This window comes from uncultured Roseovarius sp. (genome assembly GCF_913054395.1).
GTDB lineage: Bacteria > Pseudomonadota > Alphaproteobacteria > Rhodobacterales > Rhodobacteraceae > Roseovarius.
Genome location: NZ_CAJXIP010000063.1, coordinates 1 through 20,311 on the forward strand (window position 1 = coordinate 1; position 20,311 = coordinate 20,311).

At 62.9% G+C, this 20,311-nt stretch carries 25 protein-coding genes; 12 read left to right on the plus strand and 13 right to left on the minus strand.

Going from position 1 to position 20,311, the window contains the following annotated elements:
• Positions 1–1,050, plus strand: a 1,050-nt coding sequence (locus QZ522_RS10310) for a 4Fe-4S binding protein (RefSeq protein ID WP_294610760.1), incomplete at its 5' end; no start/stop codon positions are given.
• Here QZ522_RS10310 and QZ522_RS10315 read toward each other — a convergent pair.
• Positions 1,044–1,775, minus strand: coding sequence for a hypothetical protein (locus QZ522_RS10315; RefSeq protein ID WP_294610787.1), 732 nt, complete (start codon positions 1,773–1,775; stop codon positions 1,044–1,046). The two genes, QZ522_RS10310 and QZ522_RS10315, sit on opposite strands and share 7 nt — an antisense overlap.
• Before the next feature lie 102 nt (positions 1,776–1,877).
• Between QZ522_RS10315 and QZ522_RS10320 the strand changes: the two genes are divergently transcribed.
• Genes QZ522_RS10320 through QZ522_RS10335 form a run of 4 tightly spaced genes read left to right on the plus strand, consistent with a single transcriptional unit; the run spans position 1,878 to position 4,318 of the window.
• Positions 1,878–2,072, plus strand: a complete 195-nt coding sequence (locus QZ522_RS10320; protein WP_294610789.1) for a DUF6494 family protein — start codon at positions 1,878–1,880, stop codon at positions 2,070–2,072.
• A 1-nt stretch (position 2,073) separates the two neighbouring features.
• Positions 2,074–3,138: an Mrp/NBP35 family ATP-binding protein gene (locus QZ522_RS10325; RefSeq protein ID WP_294610792.1), complete on the plus strand. Its 1,065-nt coding sequence runs from the start codon at positions 2,074–2,076 to the stop codon at positions 3,136–3,138.
• Positions 3,135–3,842 (plus strand): biotin/lipoate--protein ligase family protein, encoded by a 708-nt coding sequence (locus tag QZ522_RS10330; protein WP_294610794.1) that lies wholly within the window; start codon positions 3,135–3,137, stop codon positions 3,840–3,842. Before QZ522_RS10325 ends, QZ522_RS10330 begins: the two co-directional genes overlap by 4 nt.
• Positions 3,839–4,318 carry a DUF6505 family protein gene (locus QZ522_RS10335; protein WP_294610796.1) on the plus strand — a complete coding sequence of 160 codons (480 nt, stop codon included), beginning with the start codon at positions 3,839–3,841 and terminating at the stop codon, positions 4,316–4,318. The genes QZ522_RS10330 and QZ522_RS10335 overlap by 4 nt, the downstream gene beginning before the upstream one ends.
• Positions 4,319–4,333: 15 nt before the next feature.
• Here the strand turns inward: QZ522_RS10335 and QZ522_RS10340 are convergent, their stop codons facing one another.
• From QZ522_RS10340 to QZ522_RS10355, 4 genes are all read right to left on the minus strand, one after another.
• Positions 4,334–4,867: a periplasmic heavy metal sensor gene (locus QZ522_RS10340; protein ID WP_294610798.1), complete on the minus strand. Its 534-nt coding sequence runs from the start codon at positions 4,865–4,867 to the stop codon at positions 4,334–4,336.
• Entirely contained in the window at positions 4,867–5,220 is a 354-nt protein-coding gene (locus QZ522_RS10345; protein ID WP_294610800.1) for a hypothetical protein, read from the minus strand. The genes QZ522_RS10340 and QZ522_RS10345 overlap by 1 nt, the downstream gene beginning before the upstream one ends.
• The gene (locus QZ522_RS10350; RefSeq protein WP_294610802.1) at positions 5,213–5,797 is read right to left on the minus strand and encodes an RNA polymerase sigma factor; all 585 of its coding nucleotides are present in this window, start codon (positions 5,795–5,797) and stop codon (positions 5,213–5,215) included. Before QZ522_RS10350 ends, QZ522_RS10345 begins: the two co-directional genes overlap by 8 nt.
• Before the next feature lie 90 nt (positions 5,798–5,887).
• Complete coding sequence (locus tag QZ522_RS10355) at positions 5,888–6,529, minus strand: EF-hand domain-containing protein (protein ID WP_294610804.1); 642 nt, start codon at positions 6,527–6,529, stop codon at positions 5,888–5,890.
• Positions 6,530–6,778: 249 nt separating this feature from the next.
• Here QZ522_RS10355 and QZ522_RS10360 point away from each other — a divergent pair, with 249 nt between their 5' ends.
• Positions 6,779–7,168 carry a DUF983 domain-containing protein gene (locus tag QZ522_RS10360; RefSeq protein WP_294610806.1) on the plus strand — a complete coding sequence of 130 codons (390 nt, stop codon included), beginning with the start codon at positions 6,779–6,781 and terminating at the stop codon, positions 7,166–7,168.
• 24 nt (positions 7,169–7,192) lie between these two features.
• A complete protein-coding gene (locus tag QZ522_RS10365; protein WP_294610809.1) occupies positions 7,193–7,897 on the plus strand; it encodes an NUDIX hydrolase in 705 nt (234 codons plus the stop codon).
• Here the strand turns inward: QZ522_RS10365 and QZ522_RS10370 are convergent.
• The 3 genes from QZ522_RS10370 to QZ522_RS10380 all read right to left on the minus strand — a co-directional run bounded on the left by QZ522_RS10370 (position 7,872) and on the right by QZ522_RS10380 (position 9,978).
• Complete coding sequence (locus QZ522_RS10370) at positions 7,872–8,774, minus strand: EamA family transporter (protein ID WP_294610812.1); 903 nt, start codon at positions 8,772–8,774, stop codon at positions 7,872–7,874. The genes QZ522_RS10365 and QZ522_RS10370 overlap by 26 nt on opposite strands.
• A 99-nt stretch (positions 8,775–8,873) precedes the next feature.
• On the minus strand, positions 8,874–9,770 hold the full coding sequence (locus QZ522_RS10375) for a fatty acid desaturase (protein WP_294610815.1): 897 nt from the start codon (positions 9,768–9,770) through the stop codon (positions 8,874–8,876).
• Position 9,771: 1 nt separating this feature from the next.
• On the minus strand, positions 9,772–9,978 hold the full coding sequence (locus QZ522_RS10380) for a DUF2061 domain-containing protein (protein ID WP_294610816.1): 207 nt from the start codon (positions 9,976–9,978) through the stop codon (positions 9,772–9,774).
• 108 nt (positions 9,979–10,086) lie between these two features.
• Between QZ522_RS10380 and QZ522_RS10385 the strand changes: the two genes are divergently transcribed.
• Positions 10,087–10,947, plus strand: a complete 861-nt coding sequence (locus tag QZ522_RS10385) for a helix-turn-helix transcriptional regulator (RefSeq protein ID WP_294610817.1) — start codon at positions 10,087–10,089, stop codon at positions 10,945–10,947.
• Here QZ522_RS10385 and QZ522_RS10390 read toward each other — a convergent pair.
• On the minus strand, positions 10,944–11,849 hold the full coding sequence (locus tag QZ522_RS10390) for a LysR family transcriptional regulator (RefSeq protein ID WP_294610818.1): 906 nt from the start codon (positions 11,847–11,849) through the stop codon (positions 10,944–10,946). The two genes, QZ522_RS10385 and QZ522_RS10390, sit on opposite strands and share 4 nt — an antisense overlap.
• A gap of 103 nt (positions 11,850–11,952) precedes the next feature.
• On the opposite strand from QZ522_RS10390, the gene metF reads away from it, so the two are divergent.
• A complete protein-coding gene (gene metF, locus QZ522_RS10395) occupies positions 11,953–12,819 on the plus strand; it encodes a methylenetetrahydrofolate reductase [NAD(P)H] (RefSeq protein ID WP_294610820.1) in 867 nt (288 codons plus the stop codon).
• Positions 12,820–12,881: 62 nt separating this feature from the next.
• Positions 12,882–13,373, plus strand: a complete 492-nt coding sequence (locus QZ522_RS10400) for a PaaI family thioesterase (protein WP_294610822.1) — start codon at positions 12,882–12,884, stop codon at positions 13,371–13,373.
• Between the two features lie 23 nt (positions 13,374–13,396).
• Here the strand turns inward: QZ522_RS10400 and QZ522_RS10405 are convergent, their stop codons facing one another.
• From QZ522_RS10405 to QZ522_RS10415, 3 genes are all read right to left on the minus strand, one after another.
• Positions 13,397–14,488, minus strand: a complete 1,092-nt coding sequence (locus QZ522_RS10405; RefSeq protein ID WP_294610823.1) for a DUF2235 domain-containing protein — start codon at positions 14,486–14,488, stop codon at positions 13,397–13,399.
• A complete protein-coding gene (locus tag QZ522_RS10410) occupies positions 14,463–16,760 on the minus strand; it encodes a xanthine dehydrogenase family protein molybdopterin-binding subunit (protein WP_294610825.1) in 2,298 nt (765 codons plus the stop codon). The genes QZ522_RS10405 and QZ522_RS10410 overlap by 26 nt, the downstream gene beginning before the upstream one ends.
• 68 nt (positions 16,761–16,828) lie before the next feature.
• A complete protein-coding gene (locus tag QZ522_RS10415; protein ID WP_294610828.1) occupies positions 16,829–17,959 on the minus strand; it encodes a type III PLP-dependent enzyme in 1,131 nt (376 codons plus the stop codon).
• A gap of 110 nt (positions 17,960–18,069) precedes the next feature.
• On the opposite strand from QZ522_RS10415, the gene QZ522_RS10420 reads away from it, so the two are divergent.
• A complete protein-coding gene (locus QZ522_RS10420; protein ID WP_294610829.1) occupies positions 18,070–18,504 on the plus strand; it encodes an Lrp/AsnC family transcriptional regulator in 435 nt (144 codons plus the stop codon).
• Positions 18,505–18,530: 26 nt separating this feature from the next.
• On the opposite strand, the gene QZ522_RS10425 is transcribed toward QZ522_RS10420, so the two are convergent.
• Complete coding sequence (locus QZ522_RS10425; protein WP_294610831.1) at positions 18,531–19,502, minus strand: zinc transporter ZntB; 972 nt, start codon at positions 19,500–19,502, stop codon at positions 18,531–18,533.
• A gap of 152 nt (positions 19,503–19,654) precedes the next feature.
• Here QZ522_RS10425 and QZ522_RS10430 point away from each other — a divergent pair.
• Positions 19,655–20,311 (plus strand): class I tRNA ligase family protein (locus tag QZ522_RS10430; protein WP_294610833.1); only part of this gene is annotated, 657 nt, incomplete at its 3' end.

Genomic DNA, 20,311 nt, shown 5'->3' on the forward strand with positions numbered 1-20,311 from the left:
GTCTGCGCCGGATGCGGGGCCTGCGCCGCGCGCTGCCCGTCGGGCGCGATCACCTATGACGCCCCCTCGCCCGATGTCACCTTTCGCCGTATCCAGACGCTGGCCTCGGCCTATCGCAAGGCCGGTGGCAGCGCGCCAAGGCTGCTGGTCTGCGACCACGATCACGGTGGCCAGATGATCAGCCTCGCGGCCCGCCACGGGCGCGGATTGCCTGCCGATGTGATCCCGCTCGAGGTCGAGGCCCTGTCGGGCTTTGGCCATGCCGAAATTCTGGCGGCTCTGGCGTCGGGCTTTGCCGAGGTGGCGATCCTCGTGTCGCCGCGCACCGAACGCGACGCGCTGGATCAGGAGATTCCGCTGGCCCGGGCCATGGCAGGTGCGGGCCGCGTGAGCCTTCTGGACCTCAGCGATCCCGATGCGCTCTGTGATGCACTCTATGACGCCGACGATATTCCCGCGCCCTGCGCCGACCCGATCCTGCCGATGGGCAGCCGTCGTCAGGTGGCGCGCCTTGCGGCCAGGGCCCTGACACCGGGCGATGCGGTTCTCCCCCTGCCCGAGGCCTCGCCCTATGGGGCGGTTCTGGTCAATACCGATAGCTGCACCCTGTGTCTGAGTTGTGTGTCGCTCTGCCCGTCGGGGGCCTTGCTTGACAACCCCGACATGCCACAGCTGCGCTTTCAGGAAGATGCCTGCCTGCAATGCGGAATCTGCGCCACGATCTGCCCCGAACAGGCAATCACGCTTGAACCGCGCATGAACCTTGCCGACTCGGCCCTGACGCAAGTGGTTCTCAATGAAGAAGAGCCGTTTGCCTGCATCGAATGCGGCGCCTTGTTCGGGGTGAAATCGACCGTTGAAAAGGTGGTTGAAAAGCTGGCGGGCAAACATGCCATGTTCGCGTCATCAGACACGGCCAGGATGATCCAGATGTGCGACAAATGCCGGATCAACGCCCAGTATCATTCGACCAATAACCCCTTCGCCGGGGCAGAGCGCCCGGCGGTACGCACCACCGAGGATTACCTCAGCAAGCGCAAGGATCACTGATGCCGGATCGGTGCGCCAAGGTCGGCGGGGGCAAGCCCCGAGACATAGGCCATGATGGCCTCAAGATCATCAAGCGTGATCTCGACCGGCACGATTGGCGGCGGAAGGTGATCGGCGAAGGGCGCGGTGATCCGATCGACCTGGGTAAATGCGGGATGCGGGTTGAGCACATAAAAGGTCTGAAACCGCGCGCCCCAGTCGGGCAGCGAGCGCAGCACCGCGAAGGACGGGGTCGAGCCGATGGCGTTCATCCGGTTTTCTTCCGATACAACATGGCAACGCCCGCAATGGCGCAGGGACAGGCCCTTGCCCGCCACGGCGTCGCCCTCAAAGACAAGCGCGACCTCGGCTTCATCCCTGGCCTCGGGCAGAGTAAAGGGCGCGCGTCCACCAACCTCATAGCTGGTCAGCGTGCGCTGTCCGATCTCCGAGGTCAGCCAATCGGCAAACCGCGCCGCGCCAGCATGGCTGCCACGCAGGCGCATCCGCCATGTCGCCCCCTCGCCCACGAAAACCGCGCGCCCGTCGGTCTTGCCAAGCGCCAGTTCGGCCTCGCCATCCCCGGTCACGATCTCTATCCGCACCCCGGTCTTGAGCGAAAACCGCGGCAGCAGGTAATCCAGAAGTCCGCTTGCCACCAGGCTTTCCGGGGCGCTCAGCCGAAACAGCCGCTCGTTGGCCGTTCCACTCACGGGCAAGAGTGCCGTCAGACAGAAAACGATCATCCGCAACACGCGTTTGGGGCTTGGGTTCCATGCTCGCATACCCCAAGTTAGAAACAGCCGCATGTCTGCGTCAACCATCTTGAATACCGAAGGGAGAGACACATGAGTGAAGATTTCAACATGTCGATGCGCAAATTTCTCAAGCAGGTCGGCGTGACCTCGCAGCAGGCCATCGAAGAAGGCATGCGCCAGGCCGGCGATACGGCGGGGCGCGAATTCAGCGCCAAGGTTGTGCTGACAGTGGACGGGCTAGATGTCGAGCATGTGGTCACAGGCACGATCAAGGGGCAAAACTGAGGTGGCAATTTCCCGCGACAGCGTTCTGGACGCATTGAAAAAAATCACCGATCCGGTCAGCGGCTCTGATATCGTCTCGGCCGGGGTTACCCGCGGGCTGAACGTCGAGGGCAGCACGGTGCGCTTTGTGCTTGAAATCGACCCGGCCAAGGCCGAGGCCTATGGCCCGGTGCGCGACACCGCAGAGGCCGCCGTGCGGGCACTTGACGGGGTTGACGAGGTGTCGGTCGTTCTGACCGGGCATTCCGCCAAGGCCCCGCCCGATCTAAAACCCAGCCGCAAGGCCGAACCCAAGGGCCCCGAAAAGGTGCCGGGCGTCAATCACCTGATTGCCATCGCAAGCGGCAAGGGCGGCGTTGGCAAATCCACCGTTTCGGCCAACCTCGCCTGTGCGCTTGCCGCCGAAGGGCTTCGTGTCGGGTTGCTGGATGCCGATGTTTACGGGCCAAGCCAGCCACGCATGCTTGGGGTTTCCGGTCGCCCGTCAAGCCCGGATGGGAAGACCATCCTGCCGATGCGCAATCACGGCGTCACGATGATGTCGATCGGCCTGATGACCAACGAGGGCCAGGCGGTTGTCTGGCGCGGGCCGATGCTGATGGGCGCGCTGCAACAGATGCTGATGCAGGTCCAGTGGGGCGCCCTGGATGTGCTTCTGGTCGATCTGCCGCCCGGCACCGGCGATGTGCAGATGACCCTTGCGCAAAAGGCACAGGTCGATGGCGCGATCATCGTCTCGACCCCGCAGGACATCGCCCTTCTGGATGCGCGCAAGGGCATCGACATGTTCAACCAGCTCAAGGTGCCGGTTCTGGGCATGATCGAGAACATGTCGACGCATATCTGCTCGAACTGCGGACATGAAGAACATGTCTTCGGTCACGGCGGCGTTGCGGCCGAGGCCGAAAAGCTTGGCGTGCCGCTTTTGGCGGAAATTCCGCTGCATCTGGATATCCGGCTGGCGGCGGATGGGGGCGCGCCGATCGTGGTGTCCAAACCCGATAGCCCGCAGGCACAGGCATTCCGCGATATCGCCCGGAAACTGATCAAGGCAGGCGCCGCATGAGCACGCCCGCCTTTCCTCCGCTCATGTCAGGGCTGGCGGTGACCGGGGCCATCGACCCGTTCGAGAAAGCCTGCGCCATGGCCAGCCTTGGCTGTGATGCGGGGCTTATCGTGCACAACATCACCGCCAACCGGTTTTTGGCGGCTTTGGTCATGGCCCCCGAGGTGCCCCTCGAAGAGGCGATGGCGATGCTGCCGGCCTGTGGCGTTGGATTTCAGAACGCGCTCGGCGCTCTGGCCCCGCCCGAGGTGGCCGTGCATCTGGAATGGCCCGGCGGTATCCGCATCAACGGCGCCGCCTGCGGGCATTTCCGGGTGGCGGCGGGCGGCTCTGATCCGGGCGCCCTGCCCGGCTGGCTTGTGGTGGGGATCGACCTGCCCCTGATGCAGATCAACGACCGGCCCGGCGACCGCCCCGATCAGACCGCGCTTTATGACGAGGGCTGTGCCGAGGTCGATCCCGTCAACCTGTTGGAAAGCTGGGCGCGCCATACGCTTGTCTGGATCACCCGCTGGGAAGAAGACGGCGGCAAGGACCTGCATTCCGAATGGCGCCCGCTGGCCCATGACATGGGCGAAGATGTGCGTCAGAACGGCATGAGCGGCAAGTTCCTTGGCGTCGATGAACGCTTTGGCATGTTGCTGCGCTCAGGCGACACCACCCACCTAATTCCCCTCAGCACCTTGTTGGAGACACCGCAATGAAGCTTGCCCGTGCCATCCATTTCGACGAAAGCGATCAACGCGTCTATCACAGCCCGGCGCGCACCGGTGAATGGTGTGTGCCCGGCGGCTTCGAGTTTTCCAACTGGGGCGAGGCCGATCTGACCGGCAAGGCGCGACAGGCCTTTGCCAATGGCTGGCTCGGGGTGGAAACCTTTGGCCGGGTGACCTTTGTCGCCGTGACCCAGGTCGAGCAGGCCGAGATCGACACGCTGGCGCGCGCGCTTGCCCGGCATTTCGTCGATGTCTACGGCGCGCCCGACATCGAGGCCGCGCTGCCGGTTGCCCACGATGAGATCAATCAGATGATCGAACTTTGCGAAGACCATACCGCCAATACCCTGTTGACGGTGGCACGCGAGCTGACCGATGCGGGGGTGCGCGAAAGCTTTCGCGCGATCGAGCCGCAGGACGCGGGCATCGAGCAATTCGCGATCCACGGCACGCTTGACGAATAGGCCCTTGGGCGGCGGTTAGCTTCCGCCGCCTGCGCCTGTGCGATGCGCGCGATAGGCGCGGTAATCCTCGATCCGGGCCTCGAGGCGATCGGCATAGGCGGCGCGCTCGGCGTCGCTCATTGCGGCTAGGTGATCAAGCAACAAGCGCTGTCCCATCTCAAGGCGCTCACGAAACGCTTCGCGCTGCTGGCTCATGCGCTCGGCCACGGCACCGGGGTCAAACGGCACGGCGCGCAGATCCGCCACCAAAGCATCGAACCCGGCCCGTTGTGCCGCGCGGGTGCCGTGACCGTTGCGATAGGCGCTGCGCATCTTTTCCCCGATCTCGCGACGGTCTTCGTCGGTAAGCGCACGGGTCAGCGGCCCGCCCGCCATGTCAAGCCGCGAGGGGTGATGCGCGCCATGCCATCCGCCGTGACGCAACCCCCAGCTTCCGAACCCGCCGATCACCAGCAGGTTCAGCGCCAGCGAGACCACGAAAAGCCCCCGCATGAAGGGGCTAAACCCCGTGGCGGGTTTGTTGCCGTTGTTGTTGGTCTGTGACGCCATCAGAAATTTCCCCCGGCAAGATCGAACGCCAATTCCGGCGCGACATCAATAAGATAGGCAGCATCGCCTTCGTTCACCAAAAGCCCTTCTGGCAGGCTGACGCCAAGCCAGACCCCGGCCATGGCCGCCGTGGCAAGCCCGGTCAGCGCGGGCCAGCCGCCAATCAGGCGGAAAAGCTGTGTCGAGAGGCTGGCGCGTTGGCGTCTTTGCGGCACTGGCGCGCGGGTGGCGGCCTGAACCGTCCGGGCCTCCTTTTCGATGCGGGTCAGAAGCGCCACGGATGGCTCTGCGGGATGGGCACGCGCGGCGTCAAAGAACGCCTCAAGCCCCGTCATGTTGTCTTTGTCACTCATCGCCATATCCCAATTCCTCTTGTCGCCCCGAAAGGGCGGCTGTCAGTGTGCGCTTGCCCCGCGCCGTCAGGCTTTCCACCGCTTCGGTGGTAATCTCCATGATCTCGGCAATCTCCGGGTTCGCCAGCCCCTCGATATGGCGCAGCACGACCGCCTGTCGCTGTCGGTCCGGCAGCTGGTCAAGTGCGGCTTGCAGCGCCTCCGCGCGGGCCTTGGCCTGAAGGGTCTCGGCGGCACTGGCACGGCCGTCCTCGGGCTCGGGGATGCTGTCAAGCGCCACATTGCGCGCCCGCCGCTTGCGGTCGATGCACAGGTTGGCCACCACCCGGTAGAGCCAGGTCGAAACCCTGGCTTCGCCCTGACGCCACTCTGACGCGATGTTCCACAGGCGCAGCATCGCCTCCTGGGTGACATCCTCGGCCTCGGCATGATTGCCAAGCAAGCGATAGGCATGGCCCATCACGCGCGGGGTCAGACGCCCGGTCAGGGCACGCGCCGCTGACGCATCCCCATTGGCAAACAAGACCAACAAAACCTCGTCCGGCTCATCACTCATGGTGTCCAGCGGCATGTCCATATTCCATAAGTATCATATTGCACATGTGGCTGGCCCATCCACAAGGCCGACAGCGGGGTGCCGCTGTCGGCACGGCATCCTGATCAAGGATCAGTGGTGATCGTGATGACCGTGGTGGTGGTGGTGATCGTGGTGGTGATCATGCTCGCCGTGGTCATGACCGCCGTAGCGATGATGCCCCTTGCCATGGCCGTCAGACCGGCATTCCATGTCGCCGTGATGGCCCTTGCCCATCCCGCCGTGCATTCCCTCGTGGCGACCGGAGCCGTCGCCCTGACGCCCGCGTTGATGCATTCTGGGGATATCGGCGAATTCCTCGGCGGAAATCGTGCCATCGCTATCGCTGTCGTGCATCTCGAACATCCGCGCCATCCGGCCCGACTGCATTTCGTCCATGGAAATCTTGCCGTCCTTGTCGGTGTCACGGTTTTCCATCATCGCCTGCGCCCTTGCGGCCATCCGTTCGGCCATGCGGGCCTGCATCCGTGCGGTCATTTCTTCGACCGAGATAGCCCCGTCACCATCCGTATCCGCAGCCATGAACCGCTCTTGCGCGCGGGTCTGCATTTCTTCCGGGGTGACCTTGCCGTCGCCATCGGCATCCAATTCTTCAAAATCAAAGGCGGGGCCGTGCCGCATGCCGCCCTGTCCTATTTGCTGGGCCATCACGGATGTCGATGTCGCCGCAATCACGGCGGCAAGTATGCCTGAAGCCAAAATCGGTCTTTTCATCTCGTCTCTCCATCACTCTGATCGTTAACTGATCCGCGGAACCGGACCGGTCTCGGCCGTTCCTGAAGACTGATACGGCGGCAATCGCGAATTCCGTCGCGCCCTGTCCGGTTTTTTTCACAGACCGTGCAAGTGACGAGTCGGCATCCGGCGCACCGGCTTTGCGACATGGCGCCGCAAGGACGCTCTGCACCCTTTAATCCCGCCGCATTCTGCACCAAATTATGCGGATCAATTTCGGGGATTCACATGAGCGAGCAAACCGTAAACAGCACAGACCGCGACCTTTGGCCGGCGCTCCGCAAGGGCTTTCGGCGGAAATGCCCGAATTGCGGCAACGGTCCGCTGCTCAAGAGCTATCTCAAGGTTCGCGACACCTGCACGGTCTGTCGCGAGGACTTTAGCCACAACCGCGCCGATGACGGCCCGGCCTATCTTACGATTCTGATCGTGGGCCACCTGATGGCGCCGCTGTTGCTTTTCACCTTTGAAACATGGCGCCCCGAGCCGTTGGTCCTGTTCACCATATTCGCTATTGGCACGGTCACCCTGTCGCTTTACCTTTTGCCGCGACTTAAGGGGGCGATCGTTGCCTTCCAATGGGCCCGCCTGATGCATGGGTTCGGAGGAGGCCACTGACCCTTTGCCGCTGAAAGGGCCAGGATGACCAGCACGACACAAGACAAAACCGCCATTCGCAACGCCGCGACCGTGATCGCGCTGCGTGATCGCATGGGCGATCCGCATGTACTCATGGGGCAGCGCGGCGCGAAGGCGGCCTTCATGCCCAACAAGTTCGTCTTTCCCGGCGGGGCGGTGGATGCGGCCGATGCCGCCGTGCCGCTGGCGCGGCCGCTGCCTGCGGTATGTGCCGAACGGTTGCTTGAGGACAGCGCCGAGAACCTCGCTCATGCGCTTGCCGCCGCCGCCATCCGGGAGCTTTGGGAAGAAACCGGTCTGATCCTCGGGCAACCCGGCGCCTGGCAGGGCGAGGTGCCCTCCGATTGGGCCGGGTTTGCCGACCGTGGCTATGTCCCTGCGGCGCATCCGCTTCAATTCGTGTTTCGCGCCATCACGCCGCCGGGCCGCCCGCGCCGTTTCGACGCGCGGTTTTTCCTGGTTGATGCGGAAGAGATCGCGGGCGACCTGGATGATTTCTCCGAGGCCTGCGATGAGCTTTCGCATCTGCAATGGGTGCCACTGAACGAGGCGCGGCATTTCGATCTGCCCTTCATCACCGAAGTGGTGCTCGCCGAGATCGCCGCCCGCACGCAGGACCGCGAACCGCCGCATTCGGTGCCGTTTTTTCGCAATGACGATGAAGAAAGCCTGTTCCTGCGCCTTAACGGAACGCGACCACCGCAATGACCGACAGGGTCACCAAGGCGATGCCAGCCGCCTCGCGCCGGGTGATTTTCTCGCCGAAGAACAGCACAGAGGCGAAAAGCGAAAAGATCACCTCGACCTGACCCACGGCGAAGACATAGGCCGCATTTTGCAGGGTGAAGGCCGTGAACCAGAACAGGCTGCCCAGCATGCCCGCGATACCGATCCAGACCGCAGTGCGCCAGGCGCCCGCCACCCGCGTGACCTGTCCCGGTTCGCGCCAGATCAGCCAGGCACCAAGCGCCAGTGTCTGCGCCAATGTGACAACCGCGAGGGTGATACCGGCCCGCAAGAGCGGGTCTTCGCTCGCGATCTCAAGTGTGGCACCGCGATACCCTACCGCCGAAATGGCGAAAAACGCCCCCGACGCCAGCCCGAGAAACGCCGCGCGGTTCGTGATCCGGCGCAACCAGCGCCCTTCCAGGCCCGGAGTATCGGACAGGATCAAAACCCCGACGAGGCCAAGCAGGATCGCCCCCAGGCCCATGGCGGAAATATGGTCACCAAGCACGACAAGACCCACAAGCGCCGTCTGAACCACTTCGGTTTTCTTGAAGGTGATGCCAACTGCGAAATTACGCTCGGCAAAAAGTGCGACGACGCACCATGTGGCCAGGATTTGCGTCAGCCCTCCGATCATCGCATAAAGCCAGAACAGCGGTGAAAACCCCGGCAAATCCGCGCCGCTCAGCGCCAGATAAGCAAGGACCAGAGCGCCGACAACCGGCGTTGAATAAAAGAACCGCGCAAGCGTGGCGCCGCCTGCACTGAGCGCGCCCATGCTCAGGCGTTTTTGCAGCATGAAGCGCAGCGTCTGAAATGCTGCCGCCGCTACGGAAAGAAATATCCAGGCTTCCATAAGCCTGTCTTGCCCCGGATTTCCCGCAATGACCAGCGCCTAAGACTATGCGCCTGAAACTCTTACGGGAAAATATGCGGCGAATATTTCTCTCCGGCCTTAGTCGCGGCGCCAAGGCCAAAGCGGATGCGCCACAGGGTCTTTGGCGCGCCAGAAATAACGGCGGAAAATCTCGGCGTAAGAGCGATAAACATAACCCTCGTTGCGTTTGAGGTACTGCGCGCGGTTCTGCGCATAGAGATCCGGCAATTTATACCAGGCCACCTTGGGATGCGTATGATGTACCACATGCAGGTTATTGTTCAAAAAGATCAGCGCCAGTGGCCCGCGGTCCTCGATGATCACGGTGCGGGCACTTGCACGATCGACGGCGCGATGCTCCAGAAAGGTGCGGATTTTCAGGATCGACAACCCCAGATAGGCCGCAATCACATAGGCCCAGACCGGCATTGGCGATGCAATGACCCACCAAAGCACCAGCGCGACCGCCGGAATGTGCCAGAGCCAGCCGCGCAAAACCGCAGAGTTCCCGGCCCGGATCGCGCGCCAGTCCGAGAGCATGAACGAAATCTGCCCGACCAGCGGCCCAATGAGCATCCGCCCCAACAGAGTGTTGTTAAAGCCCAGAACCGTCTTTCCCCATCGCGGCAATCCCCGCCATTGAACAGGGGTCAGATAGTTTGTTTCCGGATCGTCATAGGGATCGGTCAGCACCGCGTCCCGGTGATGCGCCAGATGGGTATCGCGGAACCGCTGATAGGGGATCAGCAGGCCCAGAGCCGGAAAGATCAACGCCTCGTTGACAGGCCTTGATCGAAACGGGTGATCGTGCAGAACCTCGTGGCTGAGCGAGGAATGAAGCGCGATGCAAAGCGCGCTCACCCCCACCCCAAGCGGCAACCAGAGCGCCGCGGCCCAGGTGGTGCCGATGGCCCAACCGACATAGCACAGCACCAGCAAGGCCAGGGTTGGCCATTCCACCGTATCTCGTTGCATCCTACCCAAGGCAGCGCCCCCATTGGACGCGCGTCCAGATACGCTCGTAAAGGACATAGGTGCTCAACCCGATTGCCGTATTGATCAGGGCCATCGCGCCCCCTGCCATGCCCGATCCGGTGATGAAGGCCCCCACAAGGGCCATCACCGCCAGGCCGATCAGGTTCCAGATTACCGCCTTTACAATCGTGCGCATCCGCGTCTCCATACCGTGCCTTTCCCTTTCAAAATCTATGGTGAAACTCTTCGTTTTTGGTAAAGCTGACCATTTCGGATATGGTTAACAAATCTCTGCAACTGTGATTTAAATCACCACATGAATGAAAGAATCGACAAACGACTCCGCGCCGACCTGTTTCGCACTCGACTTGGCGAGGCGATGCGCCTGCGCCAAAGCAACCAAAGCGCGCTTGCCCGCGACATCGGGGTGGATCGTTCGACCATTTCGCAATTGCTCAGGGGGCCGTCGGCGCGGCTTCCCAATGCCCAAGTGGTCGGGGAATGCGCCAGCGCCCTGGGGGTGTCGGCCGATTGGCTTTTGGGCCTCACCGACCGGCCCGAGACCGCCGCCCATATGCTCGCCAATACGCTATCGCTGACAGAGGCACCGCGCGCCCTTGTCGATGAGCAGATATTTCAGTGGCACAAAGAGGCCGCCGGATACAAGATCCGCCACGTGCCTGCGGGCCTGCCGGATATGCTCAAGACCCGAGCAATGCTTGAGTGGGAATATGCCCCGCATCTGGGGCGCAGCACCGATCAGGCCATCGGCGCCTCCGAAGACCGGATGGCCTGGATGCGCGATGCGCGCTCGGATTACGAAATCGCCTTGCCGATCCACGAGCTTGAAAGCTTTGCCCGCGCCGAGGGCTATTACCGCGATCTGCCGCTTGACCTGCGGCGAGACCAGCTTGATCACCTGATCAGTGTCACGACCCAGCTTTACCCAAGCCTGCGGCTTTATCTGTTTGACGCGCGCCGGGTCTATTCGGCACCGGTCACCATTCTCGGCCCGCTTCTGGCCGTGCTCTATATCGGGCGCAATTACATGGTCTTTCGCGATACCGAACGGGTACAGGCGCTGACGCTGCATTTCGATCACCTCCTGCGCGAGGCCGACATCACCGCCCGCGCCCTGCCCGAGCGGCTTGCGGCCCTGCGCGGGGCACTTGGTTAACCGCGTTGCAACCGCACCGGAATTTCACGCGCCAGCCGCAACAGATGCGCCATATAGGGCTTGTCGGCGTCATCCTCGCGGATCGCGGCATAAAGGCGCTTGGTCACACCATTCCTGGTCAGCGGGCGGGTCACGTAATCCGTACTTGTCTTGACCTCGCGCACCACCCAGTCGGGCAGAACCGCGACCCCGCGATTGGAGGCCACCAAGAGCAGGATCACCGCCGTCAGTTCGACCTGTCGAATGCTGCGCGGCTCGACCTTGGCGGGGGTCAGCAGCTCTGTGAATACATCAAGGCGCGAGCGGTCCACCGGATAGGTGATCAGCACCTCATCGCGAAAATCGGCGGCCTCGACATAGGGTTTTTGCGCCAGCGGGTGCTGGCTTGAGGCGACGAAAACCGGCTCGTAATCAAACAGCGGCTTGAAGATGATCCCCGGCAAATCCTCGGGGTCGGACGAGACCACAAGATCGACCTCTTCCTTTTGCAGGGCGGGCAGCGCGTCAAACGCAAGGCCGGGGCGGATATCGACATCGACCTCGCCCCATGTCTTGCGGAAGGCTTCCAGCACCGGGAAAAGCCACTCGAAACAGGCATGGCATTCGATGGCGATATGCAAGCGCCCCGCGCTGCCTTCGCGCAGCCCGTCAAACTCGGCCTCAAGTGCCTCGATCTCGGGCAGTATCTTTTCGGCCACGCGCAGCAACCTCTGCCCCGCCGCCGACAGGCGCAACGGCTTGGAGCGACGGACGAAAAGTTCAACCCCGGCCTGATCTTCAAGCCCCTTGATCTGATGGCTCAGCGCCGATTGGGTGATGTGCAGCAAATCCGCCGCCTTGGCCAGACCACCGGCCTGATGAATGGCGCGGATCGTTTTGAGATGCCGGAACTCGATGTGCATATATTAGCGAACCTCATTCAAACCATGAATTTTATGAAGTTGTCTCACAAAGCGCATCCTGCAACAAGGGGGCAACAAGAAAACCCCGAGTAGGATTTGTACAATGAAAACGCCCCGTATTTCTTTCGAGTTCTTCCCTCCAAAATCTCTCGAGGCCTCTTTTCGCCTGTGGGACACGGTGCAGACGCTTGCGCCGCTTGTGCCGCGCTTTGTCTCGGTCACCTATGGGGCGGGCGGCACCACGCGCGAGCTGACCCGCGATGCGGTTGGCACCCTGCACAAGGCCACCGGTCTTAACGTGGCCGCGCATCTGACCTGCGTTGACGCAAGCCGCGAGGAAACCCTTGAAATCGCCGATCAATTCGCCAGGGCTGGCGTAACCGAGATCGTCGCGCTGCGCGGCGATCCGCCAAAGGGCGCCAATGGCTTCGCCGCGCATCCGCAAGGGTTTGGCAACAGCTGCGAGCTGATTTCGGCGCTGGCCGACACCGGCAAGTTCAACATCCGCGTTGGCGCCTATCCCGAAAAACACCCCGAGGCCACCAGCCAACAGGCCGATATCGACTGGCTCAAGCGCAAGATTGACGCCGGTGCAAGCGAGGCGATCACCCAGTTTTTCTTTGAGGCCGACACGTTCTTCCGCTTTCGCGATGCCTGTGCCAAGGCGGGAATCAACGCGCCTATCATTCCGGGCGTCCTGCCGATTGAGAACTGGACCGGGGCGCGCAAATTCGCCCTGGCCTGCGGAACGCAGGTGCCTGCATGGCTTGACGATGCGTTTGACAAGGCCGTGCGCGACAACCGCCATGATCTTCTGGCAACAGCGCTTGCGACCGAACTTTGCAGCGATCTGATCGAGGGCGGCGTGGAAGACCTGCATTTCTACACGCTGAACCGCCCCGAACTGACGCGCGATGTGTGCCACGCCCTTGGCGTGACGCCCAAAGTGGAACTGCGCCACGTGGCATAAGCCGCTTGCACAGCGACATCGGCCCCGCCTACCTTTCGCAGGAAAGATCAGGGGGGCCGAATATGCCAATACGCCACGCCACATCACTTGACGACTTGCCCGACCGGTCCGACCTCATGTCGCGGTCGGGCCTTGAGTTCATGCAGGACATGATCGCAGGTCAGCTTTCCGGCCCCCCCATCGGCGCGACGCTCGGCTTCTGGCCGGTATTGGCCGAAGACGGGCGGGTCATCTTCGAGGGCACGCCCGGCTTTGACGTCACCAACCCGATGCGCGGCGTGCATGGCGGCTGGTTCGGGGCGATCCTCGATAGCTGCATGGCCTGCGCGGTGATGACCAAACTTGCGCGCGGCGAAATCTATACCACGTTGGAGTACAAGGTGAATATCACCCGCGCCCTGCCGCTTGGCACCAAGGTGCGCGCGATTGGCACAGTGGCCCACTCGGGCCGCTCGACCGGCGTGGCAAACGGCGAATTGCGCGGGGCAGAGGATGACCGGCTTTATGCGACCGGATCGACCACCTGCATCATCATGCGCCCAGAGTCCGCGTGATCACCCTCCAGAAAACCCGACAGCTAGACGCCGCCGGGGTCCTTCATCGCCACCATGCCCCCCGCGCCGCCCTTCAAAGGTATCTTGCGCCCCTCGACACTTTCATGAAGCCGCTCTGACGGATCGGCCCCGACAACGCGCGCGCTGCGCAGCAGGAAAATCTTGCCCCAGCCGCGCCACGTCCCCACCGAGGGCGCGGCGATATCCACCTTGAAGCGCCCGCGCCAGCCCTCGGGAAGATGAAGCCCGCAGCCGATCGCCTGTTCCAGCATCCAGACCAGTGGGATATTCGCCAGAGGGCGCGCCGCGTGAAATCCGTCCAGCTGACCGCCGACATCGCCATGGCTGCCACGAAACCAGACCTGCTCGACATGCCCGTCAAAGCCCGGTGGACAGGACCACAAGACCGGTGCATAGGCATTGCGGGTCTCGTCAAGCGCAAGCGCCTGAAACCCGTGCCGGATCGTCGGGCCAAGGTGGTGGTTGTGAAAGCCATGCGCATCCGCCCGGAACCGCCAGAGAACCGGAAGCCGCATCCCAAGGGCCTTGACCGTATCCCAGACGCCGACCATCTCGATCTCGACCGCCGCATGACATTTGAGGCGTTTGAATGCCTCGGCAGGCGGGCTGGTCGGGCCGCATTGGTAATGGCGATAGGCGGTTCTGACATTGCGCTCTGTCGCCTCTTCGGCGCGCAACAGCCCGATCCGGTCGATCACCCCGGCCAGCGACCGCACCGCATAGGCGCCGCGCGAATAGCCGAAAAGGAAGATCCGGTCGCCGGGGCGATAGCGGCTGGCAAGATAACCATAGGCGCGCCGAATCTGCCGGTTCAACCCGCGCCCAAGCATCACATCGGGCGTGGCGCGCCAGTCATACCACTGCAACCCGGCCTCGTAGTAAAGCGACGTGCCGCTGCCCGTGGTCTCGCTCAAAAGTTTGTAGGTCAGCCCGGCATTGCTTTCGCAGCCCTCGGAGAGCGAAGACATGGTGCCATCAAGAATAAGAACATGGGTGACCGCCCCGCGCCGGTGAGCAAAGGCGGTCTGCCCGCTGTGCTGTCCCGGCAGGAGCAGCCCATAAAGGGCCTTAGTCCACTTGCGCCACGTGTTCATTTACCATCTTCCATACCCTGTGCGGCGTGAACGGCATATCCGCCTGACGCACCCCCGCCTGCCATAGCGCATCCGCCACCGCGTTGGCCGTGGCCGCCATGGCGCCGACCGTGCCCGCCTCGCCGCAGCCCTTCATACCCATCGGATTGGCGGTAGAGGGCACCGCCTCGGTTGCAAAACCAACCATAGGCACATCTTTGGCCCTTGGCATGGCATAGTCCATGAAACTTGCCGTGAGCAGCTGGCCATCGCCATCATGCACCACATGCTCGCATAGCGCCTGACCAATGCCCTGGACAACGCCGCCATGCACCTGGCCTTCGGCAAGCAAAGGGTTGATAAGGTTTCCAAAGTCGTCAACCACCGTGTAGCGCGCAACGCTGGTCTGGCCGGTTTCGGGATCGACCTCGACCTCGGCCACATGGGCGCCGTTGGGATAAGAGCGCCCCGGCAGGGTCGCGGTTTCCTCGTGCACCAGCAAATCGCGGCGCCCGTCGGCGCGCGCCAGTGCCGCCGCCTCGATCAGCGTCGGAGTCAGGTTCGACCCCGGTGCGCGAAACCTCTCGTCGTCAAAGCTCACATCACCTGCCGCCACGCCCATCTTGTCCGCGAGATAAGGCGTGAAGGCTTCGACCATGCGCGACACCGTCGCCAGCGTGGCATTGCTCTGCGTGGTGACAGAGCGCGACCCGCCGGTGCCGCCGCCATTGGCAATGAGATCGCTGTCGCCCTGAACCACCCGGATCATATCCATCGGGATTCCGGTCTGATCGGCCAGGAACCGGGCATAGACCGTCTCGTGCCCCTGCCCGTTGCTTTGAGTGCCCACATAGATCGACACGCCGCCGTCCTCATGAAATTCGATCCTGGCCGTTTCACTGGGATTACCCAGGATACTTTCGATATAGTAACAAAGCCCCATTCCCCGAAGCCGCCCGCGCCTGCGACTTTCCGCTTGGCGCGCGGCAAAGCCTGAACGGTCGGCAAATTCTTCGGCGCGGCTTAGCACACGGTCGAAATCACCCACGTCATAGATCTCGCCGGTGGATGACACATAGGGAAACTGATCCGGCCGGATGAAATTGCGGCGATGCAATTCCCATGTGTCGACGCCAAGCTCGCGCGCGGCGCGGTCGATGATCCGCTCGAGCGCATAGATCGCCTCGGGGCGCCCGGCGCCGCGATAGGCATCGACCTGCGTGGTGTTGGTATAGAAGCCTTCCACATGCAGATAGGTCGCCTGCACGTCATAAGTGCCCATCAGCACCTTGGAAAAAAGATCGGTCTGGATCGCCTGCGCCATGGTGCTGTTGTAAGCCCCCAGATCACAGCGTGTATCGACGCGATACCCGGTAATCCGCAAATCGCGGTCAAAGCTCATCACCAGGTCATGTTCAAGCGCGCGCGCGCCGTTGTCGCTTAGCATCGCCTTGCCACGCTCGGACATCCATCGTACCGGGCGCCCGAGGCTGCGCGCCGCGTGGGCCACCAGAAAAGTCTCGGGATAATCCATCGCCTTGGTGCCAAAACCGCCACCGACATCCGGGTTGGTGACACGGATCGCCTCTGGTTTCATCCCCAGAATACGCGCCAGATTGCGCTTGGTGCCCCAGACCCCCTGGGCGTTGACCGAGACATGAAGCCGCCCGTCCTGCATTTCGGCAAAACAGCCGCGCGGCTCCATCGAATTGGCGATGACCCGGTTGTCTGCAACGCTCAGGCGCACCACATGGGCCGCCTCGGAAATGGCCGCCTCGACCGCGGTGCGATCCCCCGTCTCCCAGTCAAAGGCACGGTTCTCCGGCGCCTCGGGATGCAGCGCCTCGCCCCCCTCGGCCAGCGCCACATGGGCGGGCAGTTCGTCATAGTCGAACCCGATCAGCTCTGCGGCGTCGCGCGCCTGATCAAGGGTTTCCGCGACGACAAACGCCACCGGCTCACCGACAAAGCGCACCCGCCCCTCGGCCAGAAGCGGGCGGCGCGGGGCCGCGCCCCTGGTGCCGTCGCGATTGGTGACAAGGTTAAAGGCCAGCCCCTCGGTCACACCGGCCCTGGCAAGATCATCGGCGCCAAGCACAAGGTGCACGCCGGGTGCGGCACGCGCCTCGTCAAGATCGAGCGCCGTAATGACGCCATGCGCCACATTCGAGCGAAAGACATATCCGCGCAGCGCCCCCTTGGGCGCGATATCATCCACATAGCGGCCCGCGCCAGTCAGAAACCGCAGGTCTTCGACGCGTGTAACCGGCTGGCTTTTTCCGAACTTTTCCATGGCCTGTCCCCTATTCGCTTTGAAACGGAGACTAACCCGACGACTGCCCGTGTCCAGACTCTGCGCGCCTAAACCGTGGCGACGGTCACCACATCGCTCAAACCATAACCGTTAAAGCCCGTACTGAGGCTTTGGGTATAGGCGCCCATGCCCGAAACCAGCAGATAATCACCCTCTTGCAGGTCTCCGGGCAGGGCCAATGGATCAGGCAGGCGGTCGATGCTGTCACAGGTCGGACCAAAGACGACGCGGGCACGTGGCGCGCCGGTGCGCGGCGTGCCATCCGGCGCCATCACCGCAATCCGGTCGGGCGCGCCGATATCGCGGATCTCGGTCAGCCCGCCATAAACCCCGTCATTCAGGAACACCGCGCCACACTCGCGCAGCGCCTTGACCCGCACCGCCATGGTAAAGGCCTCAGCCACCATCGCGCGCCCCGGTTCGCAGACCAGTGCCGGGGCATCGGCCCCGAAAACGCGCGTCACCTCGGTGCTGATATGGGTGAAAATCGCCTCGAGATCAGGGGCATGACCAATGCGATGCGCGGCAAACCCGCCCCCCACGTTCAACCGGCCAAGCCGCACACCCGCCGCCTTTGCCACCTCGGCGACAACGCCGATATAGGCGCCCCAAGCCGCCGGATCGGCGCATTGGGTGCCGGGGTGAAAGGTCATCGACGGGCTAAACCCGCGCTTGACCACCTCCTGCAAAAGCACCGTTGCGCGCTCGGGGTCGGCCCCGAATTTGGCACCGAAATCATAGGCCGCACCACGCACCGGCAGGGCAAGACGCACGCTGATTTCAGCCTTCGCTTCGACATGACCGGTCAGCTTTTCAAGCTCGCCAAGGCAATCTACGGAGAACGACCGCACGCCCATATCGGCTGCGACAGATACCTCTGCGGGCGAGCGCACGGGGTTGTTGTAATGCATGACCGCCGTCGGACAGATCCGGCGCACGGCGCGCATTTCCTCGGGGCTGGCCACGTCAAACACGTTGATCCCGGAGGCGACCAGATTGGCCAGCACCTCTTCGCCCGGATTGGCCTTGACCGCATAGCTCACCAGCCCGTCAAACCCGGCCTGAAACCGCCGCGCGGTGGCCTGAAGCATATCGGGGCTGAAATAAAGCACCGCCGTATCAGGCCGATGGCGCAGGATGTGCGCGCGGGGATCGGGCCAGGTGGGGGAATTGCGCATGGGGGACCTCGTGCTGCTCTTTTCCCTTGAGTGTGGCGTGAATTTACGTCGATTCATCGCGACACTTCGTATAAAATGACGATTATTTACGGCAAAACGAAGGGTCATACATGCAAACCGACGAGACCGATCGCGAACTTCTGACCTGTCTGGCGGAAAATGCCCGCCTGCCTGTGGCCACATTGGCCCGCAAGCTTGGCCTTGCGCGCACCACGGTCCAAGCGCGGCTTGACCGGCTTGAGGCAAGCGGCGTGATCGCGGGTTATACCCTTCGACTTGGGCAAGACGCGCGCCCTGCCCTGCGCGCCACCGCCCTTGTCAGCATTGAACCGCGTTCGGGTCCGGCGGTTCTTGCGCGGCTGAAATCCCTGCCGCAAGTGCGCCGCGTCCATACCACCTCGGGGCGGTTCGACCTGATCGTCACGCTTGAAGCCACCACCACCCAGGAACTTGACGACACGCTTGACCGCATCGGCGAGGCCAAAGGCGTGCGCAGCTCAGAGAGCCTTATTCACCTGTCCACGAAACTGGATCGCGGCGCCTGAGGCGCCACCAGCCTGAAAAACCTTTGCTAACGGCGCCCCAAAAGCCCCGCCCGCCAGAACACCAGCAACAGGATAAAGCCGATCGCCAGCAAACCGGCACTCACGATCCAGAAAGCATCCGGGTTATCCGCCCCCGGCATCCCGCCCACGTTGATCCCCAAAAGCCCGGTCAAAAGTCCGAGCGGCAGGAAGATCGCCGCCACCACGGATAACAACAGCATCTGCCTGTTCATCGCCTCGGCGCGGGCATCCATGATCTGGTCATGCACCACCAGTGCACGGTCCCGGATCGCGTCAAGCTCTTCGGCCAACCGGGTCATCCGCTCTGTCGCCTCGCGCAGGCGGCTTCGGTCATGGGCCCGCAACCAGCCCAGATCTTCAATCTCGAAGGTGCTCAGCGCGTCGCGCTGCGGTGCCATATGGCGGCGTAACACGATGGCCACGCGGCGGATATCGCCCAGCTCCCGGCGGCTAAGCGCATTCAGCTCCTCGATCACCTGATCCTCAAGCACATCGACCTTTTCATTCAGCCCCGCCACCACCGGCTCGACCCGATCCGCCAGCCGCAGCGCAAGCCGCGCCACCAATTCGCCCGCACCATCGGGGCCCTGTCCGCGCGCGATACTCTCTTGCACATCGCTGACCGCCATCAGGCGACGCAGTTGCACGGTCACGACCAGCCCTTCGGTGACCCACATCCGAAGCGACACCATATCCTCGACCTCGTCGCCGGGGTTAAGGTTCACGCCGCGCAGGTTCATCAAGACCCCCTCGCCATGCGTGGTACAGCGCGGTCGCGTCTCGGGCGCCAGAAGCGCGCGCAGGATCAGCGGTTCAAGCGGAGCGGCCTCAAGCCATTCGCGCGCACCGGACTCGGCGCAGTTCACATGCACCCAGGTAAAAACGCCCTGCACCGGGCGGGCGAACCCGTCGCTTTCCGGTGCCACCGCCTCTGCCGCACCCTCCGGTGCGATCCGCCACTGCCGTATCCCGTCCATGCCCCGCCCTTCATCTGTACCGATCCCACATTGCGCGGGAATGCCGCCCGTGTCACCCATCCAAAGCCCAACAAATTGCCGCTCTAGTCTTTCACTTGGGCGCTGCATTCGCTAGACGTCAGCCAAACCGCAAATGCGCAGGAAATCACGTCATGGCGATGGAAAAGACATTCAACGCGACCGAGGCCGAAAATCGCCTCTACCAAGCATGGGAAACAGCCGGGGCATTCAAGGCCGGGGCCAATGCAAAACCGGGTGCCGAAACCTTCAGCATCATGATCCCGCCGCCCAATGTGACAGGCAGCCTGCACATGGGGCACGCCTTCAACAACACGCTTCAGGACATCCTTGTGCGCTGGCACCGGATGCGCGGCCATGACACCCTCTGGCAGCCGGGGCAGGATCATGCCGGCATCGCCACGCAGATGGTGGTCGAGCGCAAGCTTGCCGCCGAAAACCTGCCGGGCCGCCGCGACCTCGGCCGGGAAAAGTTCCTTGAAAAAGTCTGGGAATGGAAAACCGAATCCGGCGATACCATCATCAATCAGCTCAAGCGCCTCGGGGCCTCCTGTGACTGGTCGCGCAACGCCTTTACCATGTCCGGCGCGCCGGGCGCCCCCGCGGGGGAAGAGGGCAACTTTCATGACGCCGTGATCAAGGTCTTCGTTGATATGTACAACAAGGGCCTGATCTATCGCGGCAAACGCCTCGTCAACTGGGACCCGCATTTCGAAACCGCGATCTCCGATCTTGAGGTCGAGAATACCGAGGTGCCGGGCCATATGTGGCACTTCGAATACCCGCTCGCG